This window comes from Gammaproteobacteria bacterium (assembly GCA_041395445.1).
Lineage (GTDB): Bacteria > Pseudomonadota > Gammaproteobacteria > Xanthomonadales > Marinicellaceae > NORP309.
The window spans coordinates 363,151-382,251 of sequence record JAWLAO010000001.1 but is presented as its reverse complement, the minus strand read 5'-3'; the positions used below and the strand labels follow the sequence as shown (position 1 = coordinate 382,251).

Annotated in this window: 13 protein-coding genes and 1 pseudogene; 8 read left to right on the top strand and 6 right to left on the bottom strand. The window is 39.2% G+C overall.

What is annotated here, in order from left to right:
• Window positions 1-80: 80 nt before the first annotated feature.
• The 3 genes and pseudogenes from R3F25_01710 to R3F25_01700 all read left to right on the top strand — a co-directional run bounded on the left by R3F25_01710 (window position 81) and on the right by R3F25_01700 (window position 6,984).
• Window positions 81-1,651 (top strand): annotated as a pseudogene (locus R3F25_01710) (class I SAM-dependent DNA methyltransferase).
• 1,164 nt (window positions 1,652-2,815) lie between these two features.
• The gene (locus tag R3F25_01705; GenBank protein ID MEZ5495540.1) at window positions 2,816-3,256 is read left to right on the top strand and encodes a GxxExxY protein; all 441 of its coding nucleotides are present in this window, start codon (window positions 2,816-2,818) and stop codon (window positions 3,254-3,256) included.
• The gene (locus R3F25_01700) at window positions 3,253-6,984 is read left to right on the top strand and encodes an HsdR family type I site-specific deoxyribonuclease (GenBank protein ID MEZ5495539.1); all 3,732 of its coding nucleotides are present in this window, start codon (window positions 3,253-3,255) and stop codon (window positions 6,982-6,984) included. The genes R3F25_01705 and R3F25_01700 overlap by 4 nt, the downstream gene beginning before the upstream one ends.
• Here the strand turns inward: R3F25_01700 and R3F25_01695 are convergent.
• The 6 genes from R3F25_01695 to R3F25_01670 form a co-directional block, all read right to left on the bottom strand.
• The gene (locus R3F25_01695) at window positions 6,978-8,069 is read right to left on the bottom strand and encodes an alkane 1-monooxygenase (protein MEZ5495538.1); all 1,092 of its coding nucleotides are present in this window, start codon (window positions 8,067-8,069) and stop codon (window positions 6,978-6,980) included. The genes R3F25_01700 and R3F25_01695 overlap by 7 nt on opposite strands.
• Window positions 8,070-8,117: 48 nt before the next feature.
• On the bottom strand, window positions 8,118-8,321 hold the full coding sequence (locus R3F25_01690) for a hypothetical protein (GenBank protein ID MEZ5495537.1): 204 nt from the start codon (window positions 8,319-8,321) through the stop codon (window positions 8,118-8,120).
• Window positions 8,322-8,411: 90 nt separating this feature from the next.
• Window positions 8,412-11,441 (bottom strand): efflux RND transporter permease subunit, encoded by a 3,030-nt coding sequence (locus tag R3F25_01685; protein MEZ5495536.1) that lies wholly within the window; start codon window positions 11,439-11,441, stop codon window positions 8,412-8,414.
• Between the two features lie 2 nt (window positions 11,442-11,443).
• Window positions 11,444-12,493: an efflux RND transporter periplasmic adaptor subunit gene (locus R3F25_01680; GenBank protein MEZ5495535.1), complete on the bottom strand. Its 1,050-nt coding sequence runs from the start codon at window positions 12,491-12,493 to the stop codon at window positions 11,444-11,446.
• Window positions 12,490-13,062 (bottom strand): TetR/AcrR family transcriptional regulator, encoded by a 573-nt coding sequence (locus R3F25_01675; GenBank protein ID MEZ5495534.1) that lies wholly within the window; start codon window positions 13,060-13,062, stop codon window positions 12,490-12,492. Before R3F25_01675 ends, R3F25_01680 begins: the two co-directional genes overlap by 4 nt.
• Window position 13,063: 1 nt before the next feature.
• Window positions 13,064-13,717 (bottom strand): hemolysin III family protein, encoded by a 654-nt coding sequence (locus R3F25_01670; GenBank protein ID MEZ5495533.1) that lies wholly within the window; start codon window positions 13,715-13,717, stop codon window positions 13,064-13,066.
• A 210-nt stretch (window positions 13,718-13,927) separates the two neighbouring features.
• Here R3F25_01670 and R3F25_01665 point away from each other — a divergent pair, with 210 nt between their 5' ends.
• From R3F25_01665 to pal, 5 genes are all read left to right on the top strand, one after another.
• Complete coding sequence (locus tag R3F25_01665) at window positions 13,928-15,055, top strand: GGDEF domain-containing protein (GenBank protein ID MEZ5495532.1); 1,128 nt, start codon at window positions 13,928-13,930, stop codon at window positions 15,053-15,055.
• Between the two features lie 84 nt (window positions 15,056-15,139).
• Entirely contained in the window at window positions 15,140-16,081 is a 942-nt protein-coding gene (locus tag R3F25_01660) for an SPFH domain-containing protein (GenBank protein MEZ5495531.1), read from the top strand.
• A 1-nt stretch (window position 16,082) separates the two neighbouring features.
• Window positions 16,083-16,526 carry an NfeD family protein gene (locus R3F25_01655; protein ID MEZ5495530.1) on the top strand — a complete coding sequence of 148 codons (444 nt, stop codon included), beginning with the start codon at window positions 16,083-16,085 and terminating at the stop codon, window positions 16,524-16,526.
• A 51-nt stretch (window positions 16,527-16,577) separates the two neighbouring features.
• Window positions 16,578-18,353, top strand: a complete 1,776-nt coding sequence (locus tag R3F25_01650; protein MEZ5495529.1) for a hypothetical protein — start codon at window positions 16,578-16,580, stop codon at window positions 18,351-18,353.
• Between the two features lie 171 nt (window positions 18,354-18,524).
• Window positions 18,525-19,073 (top strand): peptidoglycan-associated lipoprotein Pal, encoded by a 549-nt coding sequence (gene pal, locus R3F25_01645; GenBank protein MEZ5495528.1) that lies wholly within the window; start codon window positions 18,525-18,527, stop codon window positions 19,071-19,073.
• The last annotated feature ends 28 nt before the right edge of the window (window positions 19,074-19,101 follow it).

Sequence of the window (19,101 nt, the reverse complement as noted above, 5' to 3'; positions counted from 1 at the left end):
TGACAATTGCTAGAAAGAAATTTAAAACTATTGTAACATTGTTAAGATTTTGAAAAACACACTCAAGAAAGAAAACACTAATGCAGGAACCACTAGAAAAACAACTCTGGAAATCGGCTGACAAACTGAGAAAAAACATTGATGCTGCGGAATACAAACACGTAGTTCTTGGACTAATCTTCCTGAAATACATTTCAGATGCGTTTGAAGAACTCTACGACAAACTAAAAGCTGGCGAAGGTGAATATGCAGGAGCCGACCCAGAGGACAAAGACGAATACAAAGCCGAGAACGTCTTCTTCGTACCAGAGAAAGCCCGTTGGTCTTACTTGCTCTCACAAGCCAAGCAACCCACCATTGGAAAGTCGGTAGATGAAGCCATGGACTTCATTGAAGCAGAAAACGTTTCGCTGAAGGTGTTTTACCCAAAGTATATGCCCGACAAAACCTTGACCCAACCAGTTTGGGAGAACTCATAGACATGATTGGAAACATCGCCTTAGGTGATGCCAAAGCCAGAAGCGCCGATATTTTGGGTCATGTATTTGAATATTTCTTGGGTGAATTTGCCTTGGCAGAAGGTAAAAAGGGCGGACAGTTCTACACGCCAAGAAGCGTTGTTGAACTTTTGGTAGAAAATGCTCGAGCCCTACAAGGGCGAGTTTTTGACCCTTGCTGTGGCTCTGGTGGAATGTTCGTGCAATCTGAGGAATTTGTAACCAGCACCAAGGACACATCAATGATATTTCCATTTACGGACAGGAAAGCAACCAAACCACCTGGCGACTGGCAAAAATGAATTTGGCCATTAGAGGCATTGACAGTTCGCAAGTGAAATGGAACAACGAAGGCTCATTTTTGAATGATGCCCACAAAGACCTGAAAGCCGATTACATCATTGCCAACCCACCCTTTAACGTGAGCGATTGGAGCGGTGATTTGCTGCGTACCGATGGCCGTTGGAAATACGGCACACCACCCACAGGAAATGCCAATTATGCTTGGATTCAACATTTCATGTACCACTTAGCACCAAGCGGACAAGCGGGATTCGTTTTGGCAAAGGAGCTTTGACTTCCAAAAGTGGCGGTGAAGGCGACATTAGAAAGAACTGGTGGAAGCCGATTTGATTGACTGCATTGTAAACCTGCCTGCCAAGTTGTTTTTGAATACCCAAATTCCTGCTTCGCTGTGGTTTATGAGCCGCGACAAAACGGGAAAAGTCCCCTCCACTGGAGGGGTGCCCGAAGGGCGGGGTGGTCAACGAAACCGAACAGGCGAAATTCTCTTTATTGATGCCCGCAACTTAGGACACTTGATAAACCGTAGAACCAAAGTGCTTTCTGAAGAAGACATCCAAACCATTGCGAACACCTACCACAACTGGCGCAACAAATTCCCCTCCGATGGAGGGGTGCCCGAAGGGCGGGGTGGTTATGAAGACATAAAAGGCTTCTGTGCTTCTGCCACTAAAGAACGGGTGGCCGAACTGGACTATGTACTCACCCCAGGCCGTTATGTGGGTCTTGCGGAGGAAGAAGATGACTTTGACTTTGCCGAACGCTTTACCAGCCTGAAAGCCGAGTTTGAAGCCCAACTCAAAGAAGAAGCTGAACTCAACGACACATTGCCGCTAACCTTCAAAAAGTGAAAATTGATGAGTGAGTGGAAGGAAACAACATTGGCTGAACTATGCACTGATATTTCCTATGGCTATACAGAAAGTGTTAAACTGGCAAAGGTCACCAAAGTTCTTACGTATCACTGATATCACCTGGCAGATTAAACTGGGATTCGGTTCCATATTGTCCAATCACGAGAAGACAATTTCAAGAAATACCAATTATTCCAAGGCGACATAGTAATTGCAGAACTGGACAACTGGAGCAAATTATGCAATCAAAGAAAACCCGAAGAAAGTGGTGTATGCATTATTAATTCGTTATAGATGATAAAACAATAGCCAACCCATTTTTTATCGGCCAGATCTTTACTCGTTCTAGTTGGAGCGATTATGTAGATGATTGCTGGAGGTTCAGACAGCCTGGAACAATGCAAAACAGTTAGGATTAATTGACTTATTACCCAGTTTAGAACAAAACGCAATAACGAAGTCCTTTCCAGCTTAGACGACAAAATAGACCTGCTGCACCGCCAAAACCAAACCCTGGAGCAAATGGCAGAGACGCTGTTTCGGCAGTGGTTTGTGGAGAAGCGGATGAGATTGGAAGAAAGGCGTTACAAGAATTGCAGAAGTGAAAAATGGCTTTGTTCAGTAGCAAATCATGATTATTCACTGAGCATTTAGAAGTATTAAAAATGGGACCTTATCGAAAGAGGTGGAGATTGCGGACTGCCCAAAGAGATTATCCCAGAAGAACGACTTGAAGGTATATTTTAGATAAAGGGGACATTATGGAATGACTGACATGAAAGATAATGTTGTCATATAGGTGCCACCATGATTGATGAGAGAGTGACAGATACGTTCTTAATCAACGTGTGGCAATCTATTTAAAAAAGAGACAACTAAATAGTATCTGTTTATGTGCAACTTAAAGACCCGATTTTATTGCTGAATTACAGAGCAAAGCCAACAGTGGAGTTCAAGTTAATTTGTCAACAGCATCAATAAAAGTGAAATACTTATACGCCAATGAATTGCAACGAAAGAAAGCTCTTAAGACATATTTAAAAAAATAAACCAAGCAAACCCAAATCCGCATACCAAAATGAGAGATACGCTGCTGCCGAAGTTGATGAGTGGTGAGGTTAAAGTGTCTGAACTATGATTTTTATGATTAAATGATTCGCTATGATTAAGGAGCAATACAAATATTCAGACCTGACCAGCAAAATCATTGGCTCTGCAATGGAAGTGCATCGGCAATTGGGTAATGGATTTCAAGAGGTTATTTATCAACGGGCATTGGAGATTGAAATGGCGTTTCAAGGCATCTCTTTTAGCCGTGAGTATGAAATGCCTGTATTTTATAAAGAGCAGCAAATAGGTACTAGGCGTGTTGATTTTTTGGTGGAAGGAATAGTATCTGTAGAGCTAAAAGCCATCATACAATTAGAAGATGTACACTTAGCACAAGCCATTAATTATCTTGAAGCCTATGATTTAGAGGTGGGTTTGCTCATCAATTTTGGTGCTAAGTCGCTACAGTTTAAAAGGCTAAGCAATAAATCATTCAAACAGCAAAATCAAGGCAATCCCAAAATCAAAAAAAATCATAGTTCAGACAAATGACAAGAATAACCGAAAATACCATAGAAGATTTTGCCATTAAATTGTTGGAGCATTTGGGCTATGAATACATCTATGCCCCAAGCATTGCCCATGATGGCGAAAATCCCGAGCGGAGTTCATACGAAGAAATCCTGCTCACTCATCGCATGGCAGAAGCAGTGCGAAGAATCAACCCCACCGTACCACCCGCTGTACAGGAAGAAGCTATCAAAGAGATTCAGCGTATCCATTCGCCAGAGTTATTAACCAACAATGAAAGCTTTCATCGCCTATTGACCGAAGGCATCAAAGTCAGCTATCAGAAAGACGGACAGCAAAGAGGTGATTTGGTGTGGTTAATCGACTTCAATACACCCGAAAACAACGATTTTATTGTAGCCAACCAGTTTACGGTAGTAGAAGATGGCGTAAACAAACGTCCTGATGTGATTCTGTTTGTCAACGGTATTCCTTTGGTGGTCATCGAACTCAAAAATGCAGCCGATGAAAACGCTACCATCAAATCGGCTTTCCGTCAGATAGAAACCTACAAAGCAGTCATTCCAAGTCTGTTTACTTATAATGCATTTACGATTATCTCAGACGGATTAGAAGCCAGAGCAGGAACACTCTCTTCGGGCATGAGCCGTTTTATGGCCTGGAAATCGGCAGACGGCAAAGAAGAAGCATCACACTTGGTGAGCCAAATGGAAACGCTCATCAATGGCATGCTCAACAAAGAAACCTTGCTGGATTTGATTCGGCATTTTATTGTGTTTGAAAAATCGAAAAAGGAAGATGCGAAAACTGGCGTAACCACCATTTCAACAGTCAAAAAATTAGCCGCTTATCATCAATACTATGCCGTGAACCGAGCGGTGGAATCTGCTATGAGAGCGACAGGTTATTCCCCTTCTTTGAAGGGGTGGAAGACGCAGTCTGACGGTGTAGTCAATTCCCCTCCCAAGGAGGGGTGGTCGCAGACCGGGGTGGTCCCAAACCCAAGAGTCCAAGAAATATCTCGAAACTCCAAGAACTACTTAAGCCTTCCTTACAACCCCAAATTGAAAGAACGCGCCAAAGAACTGAGAAAGGCTGGAAACCTTTCCGAGGTGCTGTTCTGGAATCAGGTTAAACGTCAACAATTCAAAGGCTATGACTTTGACCGTCAAAAAATAATCGGTAATTATATCGTAGACTTCTACTGTGCCAATTGTAATGTAGTCATTGAAATTGATGGCAGTAGTCATGATGATAAAGTGGAATATGATGCGGAGCGAGATGCTTATTTGGAATCACTCGGATTGACGGTCATACACATTCTCGTAAATGATGTTATGAAACGGATGGATGAGGTGATGGAGATGCTTGATAGACATCCTGCATTACAAGTAGAAGAACCACCCCGCCTTTCAGGCACCCCTCCAGAGGAGGGGAATTTTGTGCAGGAATCGCCTGAAAGTTATGGTGTGGCAGGTGTGAAGTCTCAACCGAAAGGTGACCGTAAAGGCGGTGTGGTTTGGCATACCCAAGGAAGCGGTAAATCGCTTTCCATGGTGTTCTTCACTGGTAAAATTGTGTTGGCCTTGGACAACCCCACCGTTGTTGTCATTACCGACAGAAACGATTTGGACGACCAACTCTTTGACACCTTTGCTTCTTCCACACAGCTATTACGACAAGAACCGAAGCAGATAGAAAACCGAAACGACTTAAAGGAAAAACTAAAAGTTGCTTCAGGAGGTGTGATTTTTACCACCATTCAAAAATTCTCACCCGAAGAAGGCAATGTGTATGAAACGCTTTCGGAACGAGAAAACATTGTGGTGATTGCCGATGAAGCCCACCGAACGCAATACGGTTTCAAAGCCAAAACAGTTGATGAAAAGGATGAGCATGGAAATGTGATTGGTAAGAAAACGGTGTATGGATTTGCCAAGTACATGCGTGATGCCTTGCCCAATGCCACCTACATTGGTTTTACAGGAACACCCATTGAAAGCACGGATGTAAACACCCCTGCCGTTTTCGGAAACTACATTGATGTTTATGACATTGCTCAAGCAGTAGAAGACGGAGCAACGGTTCGCATTTATTACGAAAGCCGATTGGCGAAAGTGAACCTGAGTGAAGAAGGCAAAAAGCTGGTTGAGGAACTGGATGATGAGTTGGACGGCGAAGAACTCACTGAAACTCAAAAAGCCAAAGCCAAATGGACTCAGTTGGAAGCCTTAATCGGCAGTGAAAACAGAATCAAGAATGTAGCCAATGACATCATTCAGCATTTTGACCAACGCCAAGAAGTTTTTGAAGGCAAAGGAATGATTGTCGCCATGTCCAGAAGGATTGCCGCTGACTTGTATGAGGAAATCATCAAGCTAAAACCCGAGTGGCATTCAGATGATTTAGACAAAGGCGTGATTAAAGTCGTGATGACTTCGTCCTCTTCGGATGGCCCGAAAATCGCCAAACACCACACCACCAAGCAACAAAGAAGAACGCTTGCCGACCGAATGAAAGACCCGGATGATGAACTGAAACTTGTGATTGTTCGGGATATGTGGCTTACAGGTTTTGATGCACCAAGCATGCATACGCTTTACATCGACAAACCGATGAAAGGTCATAACCTGATGCAAGCTATTGCAAGGGTAAATCGAGTGTACAAAGACAAGCCAGGTGGTTTAGTCGTCGATTATTTGGGCATTGCTTCGGATTTGAAAAAAGCACTTTCGTTCTATTCAGATGCAGGTGGAAAAGGCGACCCAACCATTGCCCAAGCCCAAGCAGTTGAATTGATGCTCGAAAAACTGGAAGTGGTTTCTCAGATGTACAGCGGATTTCCTTATGAAGACTATTTCCAAGCCGAAACGGGTCAAAAACTATCTATGATTCTGGCAGCCGAAGAACATATTCTCGGACTGGAAGATGGCAAGAAACGATACATCAATGAAGTAACTGCCCTATCCAAAGCCTTTGCGATTGCCGTTCCGCATGAGCAGGCCATGGACGTGAAAGATGAAGTTTCATTTTTTCAAGCCGTAAAAGCACGCTTAGCTAAGTTTGATGGTACCGGTTCAGGTAGAACCGATGAAGAAATTGAAACAACAATTCGTCAGGTCATAGACCAAGCTTTGGTTTCTGAACAAGTAATTGACGTTTTTGATGCCGCAGGAATCAAGAAACCAGACATTTCCATTCTTTCAGAAGACTTCCTGATGGAACTCAAAGGAATGGAGCACAAAAATGTGGCTTTAGAAGTTTTGAAAAAATTACTCAATGACGAGATAAAAGCACGTTCCAAAAAGAACTTGGTCAAGAGTAAGTCACTCAAAGAAATGTTGGAGAATTCCATCAAGAAATACCTCAACAAGATTTTGACGGCTGCCGAAGTGATGGAAGAACTCATCAAGTTGAGTAAGGAAATCGTGAACATGGACAGTGAAGCCAAAAAACTTGGATTGTCTGACTTTGAATATGCTTTCTACACCGCAGTGGCGAACAACGATTCAGCCAAACAACTCATGCAGCAAGACAAGCTGAGAGAACTGGCGGTGATATTGACTGAACGTGTAAAGCAAAATGCATCTATCGACTGGACAATTAAGGAAAGTGTTAGAGCAAAATTGAAAGTAATCATCAAGCGGACATTGAGACAATTCGGTTATCCACCAGATATGCAAAAACTGGCAACAGAAACGGTATTGAAACAAGCGGAAATAATTGCGAAGGAATTAAATGATTATTGATTGATTAAATCAAAATTATTATCGGCAAGTTTTAAAACTCTGTGATCCATAACTTTCCTCCATAAAGGAGGGAAGTATGCGATGACAAACAGTCCCATATAACCATTTGGAAGTTGAGGAGCATCATCGAAGTGTCGCAGGCTTTGGAAATGTCTGGCAGGATTGGCGTGATGATCGGAGTGTCTTTGTAAATGATAAAGCACCAGATTAGATGCCAGATGATTGGAGTTCCATGAATGATGAGGCTTGCATCTTTCATAGTTCCCGTTGTCCAGCCTTTGTCGTAACAAACCATAATGCTCGACGTAATTCGCACTTGTCAACTGCCACCATACAATTGGAATGTGTAAAACTAAAACCAACAAGGCTTCCCATCCCAACCATATTGTGACAGAGGTATAAATAATCAGAGTCATGAAATACGAATGTAGGATTTGGTTGTTAATGGACCAGAATGATAATCCTTTTCGGTATAAGCGACGCTTTTCAATCTTGAATGCCCGGATTAAACCTCCGGGGATTTCTCTCAGAGCAAACTTATAAATGCTTTCTCCAAAACGCGAACTGGCTGAATCTTCAGGTGTAGCAACGTCTCTATGATGTCCGATATTATGTTCAATATTAAAATGCCCATAGCCTGAAAATGCTAATGCAAATTTAGCCAGATTTTTATCCAAAGATTTGGTTTTATGACCGAGTTCATGACCTAGATTTACTGCCAAACCACCAAAGATTCCCATAGTGAGAATCAGGCAAATATACATCCATACACTCAAATCTGTGGTGACAATGAAGTGAATCAGGTACAAAAAAATGAATATGTGCACCGGTAACAATAAATAACAAACGTATGAATAATACGAGTCTTTTTCCAGATTCGGAACTTCGGATTCGGGTGGGTTGGATTTGTCTTCAGCAAATATCAGATCCAGAAGCGGGATAAAGACGTATATAAAAATCAGTGGAATGAATAGCGATAAAGCATTAGAAGTGATTTGAAAGGCGATAACTCCCGTGATTGAAACCAGCGGAAGCAGAGCTGATAAGACCCATAAATACTTTTTTTTGTCTTTATATGTTTGCATTTGGATTTATTCTAGCATGGACAAACCCAATGAAACAATTGTTAGAATTTAATGAATCTCATCAACGCCATGTCGGAGAATTTGGATTTTCTTAACGATTTGGTCGTATTCTTCAGAAACATCGTCCTTATTTTTTCTGGCAAAACTGAGTTCCACTAAACGCTTTTGATACTCTTTAATCAAGGCGTTTTTATCAGCATCTATGATTTTTCTACTATGAATTTTTTGTGCTTGGGAGAGTGCGTTGTTCACGATTATTGACCTCAAAATACATAATATTAGCTAACCATGTGCTTATTTTATTATCCTGTCAGATACAAAAATGTGACTGTCATCATGTTTTCATTGGTCGGGTTCACAAAGTTTACATTCCTTGTTTTTGAGTAAAATTTTGTATAACGCGGGAACAATTATCAGAGATAAAAAGGTTGAAACGATTAAACCTGAAATAATAGTCCATGCCAGCGGTGGCCACAATGTACTCTTAGTCATGACCAATGGAAATAGTCCTGCAACTGTGGTGATTGTGGTTAAAAGAATTGGACGGGCTCTTCTCTTGACCGCTTCAATAATCGCTTTGTCAAAATCAAAATTATCATTTAGATTTTTTTGAATTAGATCAAGCAAAACAATGGCATTGTTGACAACAATTCCAACTAATGCCAATGTGCCAAGTATTGCAGTAAAACCGAACGTGGTATTGGTCAGCAATAACCCAATTGGAACTCCGGCAAATGCCAAAGGAATGGTAATCAATATAATTCCAACTTTAGTAAATGAATTAAATTCAATCAGCAAGAATACCAACAACAAAATAATTCCAATAGGCAATGCACCTCCGAGAGATTTATTGGCTTTTTCTGATTCTTGTGAGGTGCCTGCGACTTTTATTTTTACTCCTTGTGGAAGTTGCATTTCTTCAAGTTTCGGTCTTAATGTTTCTAGAATTTTACTGTATGTGGTATCAGACTGTGTTTCTGAAAACACAGAAGCCGTCCGTTGTAAATCATAATGATGAATGGAAGCCGGTAACCATTGCAAACTAATATCCGCAAGTTGTTTGATTGGAATGCTTTTATCTGCAACATGCAAAGTGATGTTTTCAAATTGTTGCAAAGGATAATTGATGCCATTTTCATTGCGAACCACGATATTTATCGGGTCTTTAGCTTTTCGATACTGACCGATAATCAGCCCTCCACTCGCTAATCCAATGGATTTTGCAATGTCTTCTCGGGTGACATTGTATTTGTTGAGAATTTCATCTTTGAATGAAATTTGATAGCTTGGCAATCCAATTCCCAGATTGTTTCTTACATCTCTAGTTCCATCAGTTTCAGTCACAATTTGTTGAATGTCATGAATGGCCTGGCTGAGTTTTTCACGATCCTGTGAAAATATTTTGATTTCAATAGGTGCTGCTACAGGTGGTCCTTGCCCGAGTTTATTAGCAATAATTTCGACATTTTTATATTTGGGCTTAATTTCAGTATTGACCCATTCGATAAAAGCATCATTGTGTTCTGATGATGTGAGTTCGACATCAATTCGGCTGATATTCGGAGACTGTGGTTTTTCAATTAAGTTGTAATAAAAATTCGGTCCTGAATTGCCACTAAACGAATACGCATGAGTGACATTCGGTTGTTTTAACACTTTTAGCGATATTTCTTTGGCTATTGCTGAGTTGTAACGCAGGTTGGTTCCTTCCGAAAAAGTGAGATCAATAATTACCTGATTGCGGTCTGTACTAGGGAAAAAATCTTTTTTAACCAGTGTAAATAAAGACATCGATAAAATCACAAAGACAAATGCCATGAGAAGAATATTCTTTGGTGATTGAGTCGCGAGTTTGCCAAACTTCTCTCCCATAGTCATTATTTTTGAATCCTTGTATGTATCAATTGGTTTCAAAAACAAGTGGCTGAATGCCGGTGTGACAAAGATAGAATAGACATAGCTGATAGCAATAGATAGCATAATGACTACCGGAATTGCGTGAGTAAAATCGCCCGTATTGCCTTTCGACATCAGCATTGGAATAAAAGCCGCTAAAGTCGTACCGGTAGCAGAAAACAATGAAAATGATAATTGTTTGACAGCGGTGATTGATGCCTCAGATTTACGCATGCCTTTGTCGATATGATATTGGATGTTTTCAACCATGACGATGGCGTTATCCACTAGCATTCCTAAGGCAATCACCATACCTGAAATCGCCATTTGGTGCAGCACATTCCCGGAAAAGTTATAAATTGCCAGTGATGTGAATGTCACTAGAGGAATAATACTGGCAACAACCAACCCGGGACGCATTCCCAGAAAAACCGTCAGAACGATACTAACCAATATCATTCCCATCAGCAAAGAGTTGCCGAGTTCTGATATTCTGGCAGAAACTCGATTCGGTTGAAAAAATATCGGTTCAAATTCAATGTCAGGATATTGCTTGTCAATTTCATTCATGATGGATTTGATTTTTTCACCAAAGGTAACCACATTAAGCTGATTTTCGGGAATAAACATTCCAATGCCTATGGCTCTTTTTCCATCTTTCCAAAATACTGAACCGGCATCTTGTTTGGCTCCGTATTTGACTTTTGCCAATAGTTCCAAAGGCATATTTGTGCCGTCAGGAAGCATAATCAGTGTCGATTTGATTTCATCAATGGATTGATATTCGGTTTTTGCATTCAGGATGATTTGTCTGCTGTCTGCTTGTAAGGTTTGTAATGGAACGACTTTAGTTTTCGAAGTGATTTGTTTAACCAAATAATCGGAATTGATTTCCAATTGTTTTAACTTATCTGAATCCGGTTCAATGGAGATTTCCTCTTCGGCTTGGGCGTAAAGTTTGATTTTAGAAAGCTCGGGAACTGAAAGAAGTTTTAATTTGACTTCCTCAGCGACTTTTCGCATATACATCACATCATTATGACCGGATAAAGAATAAACAACCAGCGGTGTATCAATCACTCTGTCTTCGACCAGAGGAGTCATTACACCTTCAGGAAACTGAGTTTTTGCTCGTTCAACAGCATCTCGGATACGGTTCCACGCTGAATCGGTATCATAAACATATTCTTTCATTCTGACTGTAATCTGACAAAAGCCGGCTCTGGCTATTCCCCTGATTTCATCAACTACTTCAACTTGGGAGATTTCTTTTTCCAATGGTTCAAGAACCAGATTCTCGATGTTTTCGACACTGGCTCCCGGATATTGGGTCAGAATAAAACCATTACGATAGGGAAAAAAAGGATCTTCCTGGCGATTCATGTTGAGCCATGAATAAACGCCTGCAATTGCAAATAAAATCGCAGTTGTGAGAATTAATCTTTTTTGATGGACCAGCAAATTGACTAAATTCATGACTATTCCTCAATCGGAGTTCCTGATGCGACTTTACTTTGCCCCTCAATAATCACGGGATTATCAATGACATTATCAACTTCAAAGATAATGTCATTTCCATTGATAAATAATGGTTTAATGATGTGTTTTTGAGCCTTTTTTCTCTCAGTTACAAACACATAAGGCTGGTTGATTCCATCGTCAATAACAGTTTGCAGAGGTAATTGATAGACGTTTTGATATTTCTGTGGAAAAGAGAGGTTTACGTTTTGTCCAATGGCTTCCGGTAGACTATTCTTCAGCTGTAAAACTACAGGTAACAAATGTGTCAGAGGATTTGCACTTTGTGCTAATTCAACCAACTCAAACTCAAGTTTTTCATCTCCAAGATACCCCTCTATAACATCGCCCAACTTGAGATTTGACCAAAGTTCTTTGGTGATTTCTGTTTCAACTTCCAATATTTTGTTTTGATAGATAGAAATCACCGGCTGACCGGCCGAGACAAATTCTCCGGGTTGCTTGCTGAATTGTGAAATTATTCCGGTGAAAGGTGCCTTGATAATCGTTTCTTGTTGGTTGGCTTGTGAGAGAGTCATTTCAGACTCAACAGATTTCTGTTGTGCCAAAAGATTTTTCAATTCCGTTTCTTTATGTTCATAAGTTGTTTTGCTGACGGAGTTGTTCTTTCTCAGAGTTTTTAAATTCTCCAAATCCTTTTCAACCTGTCTGATTTGAGTGAGAATGGATTCGAGTTTGGCTTCGTTGGCTGCCAGAGCAGGGTCGATATTTGGGTTGTACAAATGAATTAATTCGTCATCTTTTTCAACAGAATCACCAATTTTCACATTGATGCTTTTAATGGTCCCGGATAACTGAAAAGATAAATCGGCACGATTCTGAGCTTTTAAAACTGCCGGAACGTTATGAAAACGTGTGATTTCGTGGGAAGTGGCAATGGTTGTTGTCACTTTTGTAGCTATATTTTTCTGCTCTTCCGATGGATTGTTTGTGCAACTATTAAGTAGAAATACCGAAGTAAAAATCAAAATGCTTTTTGTGATGTTCATGCTTTGACTCCGTTAATAATGAAACTGACAAAATCATCGACAAACTTTTCGTTTTTATAGAGCTCGTCATGCCATTGGCAAAAATGAGATTGAGCATTGAGGTATGAATTTATCGCTGAAATAAATGAAACAATCAGGTTTACCGGTTCGAAATCATCACGAAAGATTCCTGCTTTTTGGGCTTGACGTATCAATTCAGTTCCTCTGTCGATAAGCGGTTTGTCATGAAGCCCACAGTTTGTATCATTGTCAAGGTTGCTCCAGGAATACATTCTGAGCATTTTCGGATTATTTTTAAGGAATTCAAAATATTTGTATATAGATTGGCTAATCAATTCTACTGGGTTTTCAGCTTGTTCAAACAAATCCATTTGCTGTGAGGCATAATCCATAAAGACAGTATCTTTGACTTCTTCCCAGAGATCTTGCTTATTCGCAAAATGATGAAAAATAAGACTTTTTGCAACATCAGCATGTTTGGCAATCTGAGCAATTGAAACGTGGCTAAAACCCTTATCGGCAAAAAGTTCGAATGCTGAATTTAATATCTTTTCTTTATTTGAAATCATATTATTTCTCCAAAACGTAGAAATACACAGTAATAAAATGGCATACGCTGCCTATCAGAACAAATATGTGAAATATGGCGTGATTGAACTTCAATTTATGAATCGCATAAAGAGCTGCGCCGACTGTGTAAGATATTCCTCCTGCCATCAACCAGAACAATCCACCTTCGGGTAAATTGTTTGCTAGCGGTTTAATGGCAATAACAATCAACCAACCCATAATCACATAGGCTAATGTTGAAATTAAAGTGAATCTCCCGGTATAAAATAATTTCAGAATAATACCCACAACAGCCAGACCCCAAGCAATTCCAAATAAAGTCCAGCCCATAGCTCCATTCAATGTCACCAAAGTAAAAGGTGTGTATGTTCCGGCAATCAACAGATAAATTGCTGCATGATCAAACACTTTCAATCGTTTGCGTACAATCGGCTTTTTTGACATGTGATAAAAAGTCGAAGCCGCATACAAAAGCATCATGCTGGTACCATAAATACTAAAACTGACAATATGCCATGCATTACCATGAATCGAGGCTTTAATCACAAGATAAACTAATGCCCAAATTGCAAGTATGAAACCAATTGCATGTGAAGTGATGTTGATTCTTTCCTCTACAGGTGAATAGTATTTGACTGTTAAATCTTTTGTCATGGCAATCTCAAGTTGTTAGATTTTCCGAAATTATACACTGACTGACCGTTCGGTCAATAAAAGTTTATTTCTTTTGATTTTTATGATGAGAAAATAGATAGAGAATTGGTTTTTTTCAGATAGCTCACAAAAATATTCGGATGATTTGGTTATAATCCGGAACAGTTCAGTCCAATTAAAACTTTGAAACTATTCAAATCATCAATTCCAATGTTATTTGTCACTGCTTTGATGACTTATTCGAGGATGAATTACGAGTTAGTTTCAGAAGATTTGAAAAACGCCTTGCCATATTTGCCGGTTTTGTTAATTGGTATCACAATTTTGGTTTCTGTGTATTTTAATAAGGCAAAAGTTTTACTTTTGACTTTCACAGTCGCTTTATATCTTTTTTCGCAACCTTATATCAATGGTTCATCTCAGCAATTGGTTTTATTGTCTTTATTGATTCCGGTATTGATTCTTACAATTGTTTTGTTGCCGGTTTACGGAATATTTTCGGTGAAATCAATTCCGCTTTATGTGATTTATCTGGTTTCGGTACTTGCATTTATGTGGATTGATAAGAATTCTCCAATGTGGGTTACAGAGTTTATTCAAACTTCGATATTGCCTGAAAAATATTTTGATTGGAGTATTCTTCCACAATTATTAGTTATTCTACATCTTTTTGTTTTTCTATTTGTTTTTTCAATCTGGATATACAAACAAGATACGCTTTTTGCAAATGCTTTGGGGATTTATATCTTTTTGCTACTCGCAATTTACATGCAGTCACAAGGCAAAGATATAGTCATCTTTATGAGTGGTACGATGTTGCTGAATCTTTTTAGTATTCTGAAAGACTCATGGAGCATGGCGTATCTGGATGAACTCACACAATTGCCTGGTCGTAGAGCTTTAAACGAGAAACTAGCCGGTTTGGTGGGAATTTACACCATTGCAATGGTGGATATCGACTTTTTTAAGAAGTTTAATGATAAATACGGACATGACGTTGGCGATGATGCGTTAAAAATGGTGGCTTCCAAATTGAAGTCTTCAATCAATGGTGGAATAGTTTATCGATTTGGAGGAGAAGAGTTTTGTATTGTATTTGGAAATAAAGATTTATCTTTAGTTAAAGAAATTTTGGAAAATGTCAGACAACAGATTGAACAATCCAAATTTATTGTGAATAGAGGAAAAGACTCTAAAGCTAAAAAAAGTGTTCCAATTACAATTTCAATAGGAGCCGCAGATTCAGTTCAGATAAATTCTTCGACAGATGTCCTTAAAAAAGCGGATAAAGCGTTATACAAAGCCAAGCAAAAAGGCAGAAACTGTGTGGTGTTTTAGTTTTATAACTTCTGGCACATGACATATTGACATCATTTGAATTAAAATATGTAGTCATTGAAATAACCAATTGGAGGAGAACCCATGTTTTTAGACAATCCACAAAATATTTTCTTTTTAGTTATCGGAATTCTTGCAATTTTAACTATTAAGAAAACATTCAGTTTTGTACCACAAGGCTATCAATACACAGTTGAAAGATTCGGAAAATACAAAAAAACATTTGATCCCGGTTTGGGAATGAAAGTGCCATGGATTGAATCCATCGGACGCAAAATAAACATGATGGAACAGGTTTTAAATGTTCCGTCTCAGGAAGTTATTACCAAAGATAATGCGGTAGTGACTGTTGATGGAGTTGTGTTTTTCCAGATTCTGAATGCTCCACAGGCCGCTTATGAGGTTAATAATCTTGAATATGCGATTTTAAATTTAACTATGACTAATATTCGTACGGTCCTTGGTGGTTTGGATTTAGATGAATCTTTATCCAAACGAGATCAGATTAACCATCGATTACTGGCAGTTGTTGATGAAGCCACATCACCTTGGGGTGTAAAAGTCACACGGATAGAAATTAAAGATATAAAGCCTCCGCATGATTTGGTTCAATCAATGGCAAGACAGATGAAAGCCGAAAGGGACAAACGTGCAGAAATTCTGGAGGCAGAAGGTGTGAGACAATCTATGGTTCTGAGAGCAGAAGGTGATAAAAGATCTAATATCTTGGAAGCAGAAGGTAAAAAAGAGGCGGCTTACCTTGAAGCAGAAGCCCGTGAAAGGCTGGCAGAAGCAGAAGCTAAGGCGACACACATGGTTTCCAAAGCGATTGAATCCGGTAGTACACATGCAATTAACTATTTTGTGGCAACGAAATACTTAGAGGCTTTCGGACAATTTGCCAAATCTGAGAACACGAAGACATTATTCATTCCGATGGAAGCCACTGGTGTATTGAGTTCGCTCGCCGGTATTACTGAAATTGCCAAAGAAGCTCTAAAAGAATCCGATAATAAGGGGAAATAATATGAGTTGGTTTGAAGTTTTAACACCTTGGCATTGGCTGACATTTGCAGTTGTCCTAATTGTCATTGAGATGACGATGGGAACTTACTTCCTGCTTTGGGTTGGGTTTGCAGCAGCAACGACAGCATTGGTTCAAGCGGTTCTTGGTATTAGTTGGCAGGTTCAAATGGTTGTGTTTTTCGTATTATCACTGGTTTCTGTAGTTGCTTGGCATTATTACGCCAAGAACAACCCGGATAAAGATCCTTTGCCAAATTTGAATCGACGAGGCCATCAGCATATTGGAAGAACTTTTAACCTTTCACATGCTATAGAGAACGGTGTCGGAAAAATTAACGTCAATGACAGTTCTTGGAAAGTAGAAGGCGAAGAAGATTTGCCACAAGGGGCCAGAGTGAAAGTCATAGCGATTGAAGGAACTGTTCTCAAAGTAGAAAAAGCATAAATAAATTCTTAAATAAATTAAAAATCAAAAATTAGAAGTATGAGGAAAATCATGAAAAAAAATAAATTAAGTTTGGCAATTGCCCTTGGAATGTCATTAGCTTTGACATCCTGCGGTGGTGATGAAAAGAATGCCCAGCAAAGCTCAACTGAAAATACAGTTGTGCAAAAAGTGACACAGGCTCAAACGAAGTCAAACGTATTGAGCTATATTCCGGCAGACACAGCAATTTTGGCGATTTATGTCAAAGATGACAGATATCCGTTACCACAAAGATTGGTTGAAATTACTGAAAAAGTTTATGCCAGTGTTGGTACTTTACTGTCAGAGATGTTTACCGATTCTTTCAAGAAATATCATGACAAAGCAGATCCTGGTTCAGATACAGAAAAAGTTGATGCATTTTTCGATAAATGGTTTTCGCAAGATGGAATTAAGAAATTAGGGTTATCCATTGAAGAAAACGAATTTGCTCTTTATGCAGTTGATTTATTTCCTGTGTTGAGAATGACATTGGCGAAAGGACATTCTTTTGATGAGCTTTTAACAGAGTTAATGCACAAAGCGAATGACTCCAAAGCAGATACTGCTGAATTTAAGAGTATAAATGGCAGGATGGTTTATTTCTTCGGTGACAAAGAAATGAAAATTCTGGTATCCCTTGATGGCAATGAACTTGTTGTGAGTTTATCTCCAACCAGAGAAATTGATAATTTAATGCCTAAGTTGTTAGGTTTTGAGAAACCGGTGAAAAACATCACTCAATCCAATGAGTATCACGATACCATCGCAAAATACAACTACATGGGCAATAGCATGTACTGGTTTGATATTCGTCAGATTGCTGACTATTTCATCAATCCGGCGCAGTACAACTCGCCAATGCTTGATTTGATGAAAGTCCAAGACAAGCAAATGTCTCAGGAATGTAAAGCTGAAATTTTGGGCATGTTTGATAAATTCCCAAGAATGGTTGGTGGTACTACTCAGTTGACAGATACGATGATGGCATCCAATCTGGTTCTTGAAATGACTGATGGTTTGGGTAGCAAACTATCTAAAATGACCGGAAGAATTCCTGCAAGTAGTTCTCCATCATCCTTGTCTTATGGTTTTAGTTTTGATATTGAAGCTGCAAAAACATTAGCTTTGGAATTTGTAACTAATATCGAGCAAGACCCATACAAGTGTGATATGTTGCAATCACTCAATGACCAAGCAGCCGGCTTGAAAGCTCAGTTAAGCCAACCATTGCCACCTTTTGTTTCAAACTTCAAAGGCTTTAATTTGATTATTGATACATTGGATTTGGATTTCACACAAACCGATCCGGATAAAATGATAAAAGATTTGAAAGCAAAAGTATTGTTGGCAGTTGATAATCCAGAAGCAATCAAAGGAATGGCTACTATGGCTCTGCCAGAATTGAATAATTTAGGATTGGATATTGGTGGAGAAGCAGTTAACATTTCCAGTATGATGCCGGTTTCAGGGACACAAATTCCTGTGAATTTAGACCATGTATTTATGGCAATGGGTAAAGAAACGATTGGTGCTTCTTTAGGTGAAGGAACTGATAAAGTGCTGACCCAAGACGTCAAAGAAGGTGGACAAGCCAGTTTATTCACTATAGGTATCAATGCCGATTTTTATCAAAAAATGTTTGCCGGAATTGATACGGTTTCGGATAAATTACCACCGGATGCGCAGAAGCAACTCAGAATTCAAAAGACTCTGATGTCAGATTTGATTTGGTGGCAAAGAGAAGATGCGAGCATTGGTTTCAATGATAAAGGTCTGGAAATTAGTGCGGAAATTAAGTACTAAATACAGCTGATAAATAGCATTTTTATTAAAAAAGGCTGTCTTTAAACCTAAAGATAGCCTTTTTTGTTGCATATTTAAAAAATTTATATAAACCATTTTCTTAGTGGAAAATAATATTGTAAACTATCCGCTTAACCTGCAATAAAAGAAAACTCCCTGGAGAAGAAAATAATGAAATTAATAAATAAGTTAGCTCTGTTGGCATTGTTAGGCATGACTTTAACGGCATGTAAACAAGATACAGTCAAGCCTGAAGATCCTACTGATAAGCCGGAAGTGATTGAAACAGATGATACTGATAATCTAACAACCTATATGTTTAATGGTCAATCGTTTAAAGATATTTGTTGCGATCCTGAAGATTTAAACAATGCTGAAAGTTTGCTCTCACAAAGAATTATCAAATTTGCTTATGATCAATCAACGGTTGAAGCTGAGTACCAAGACTTGATTAACATCCATGCACGTTATTTAAGTGCGAATCCAACTGCCAAAATGGTTCTGGAAGGTCATGCTGATGAACGTGGTACGCCGGAATATAACTTGGCTTTGGGTGAAAGACGTGGTCAATCCGTTGCTAATTTGATGAAAGCACAAGGTGCTTCTGACAGCCAAATTTCAGTGGTGAGTTTTGGTGAAGAGAAGCCGGTTGCTCTTTGTAACGATGAATCTTGCTGGTCAGAAAACAGAAGAGTCAGAATCGTTTACACTGCCAAATAAGTGACAAAACCGAACTATCAAACTGATA

Coding starts and splice junctions, on each gene's coding strand:
- R3F25_01705 (MEZ5495540.1), top strand. CDS start 2,816: ATGATTAAGGAGCAATACAAATATTCAGACCTGACCAGCAAAATCATT.
- R3F25_01670 (MEZ5495533.1), bottom strand. CDS start 13,717: ATGACAAAAGATTTAACAGTCAAATACTATTCACCTGTAGAGGAAAGA.
- R3F25_01675 (MEZ5495534.1), bottom strand. CDS start 13,062: ATGATTTCAAATAAAGAAAAGATATTAAATTCAGCATTCGAACTTTTT.
- R3F25_01700 (MEZ5495539.1), top strand. CDS start 3,253: ATGACAAGAATAACCGAAAATACCATAGAAGATTTTGCCATTAAATTG.
- R3F25_01680 (MEZ5495535.1), bottom strand. CDS start 12,493: ATGAACATCACAAAAAGCATTTTGATTTTTACTTCGGTATTTCTACTT.
- R3F25_01665 (MEZ5495532.1), top strand. CDS start 13,928: ATGTTATTTGTCACTGCTTTGATGACTTATTCGAGGATGAATTACGAG.
- R3F25_01660 (MEZ5495531.1), top strand. CDS start 15,140: ATGTTTTTAGACAATCCACAAAATATTTTCTTTTTAGTTATCGGAATT.
- R3F25_01650 (MEZ5495529.1), top strand. CDS start 16,578: ATGAAAAAAAATAAATTAAGTTTGGCAATTGCCCTTGGAATGTCATTA.
- R3F25_01655 (MEZ5495530.1), top strand. CDS start 16,083: ATGAGTTGGTTTGAAGTTTTAACACCTTGGCATTGGCTGACATTTGCA.
- R3F25_01695 (MEZ5495538.1), bottom strand. CDS start 8,069: ATGCAAACATATAAAGACAAAAAAAAGTATTTATGGGTCTTATCAGCT.
- pal (MEZ5495528.1), top strand. CDS start 18,525: ATGAAATTAATAAATAAGTTAGCTCTGTTGGCATTGTTAGGCATGACT.
- R3F25_01685 (MEZ5495536.1), bottom strand. CDS start 11,441: ATGAATTTAGTCAATTTGCTGGTCCATCAAAAAAGATTAATTCTCACA.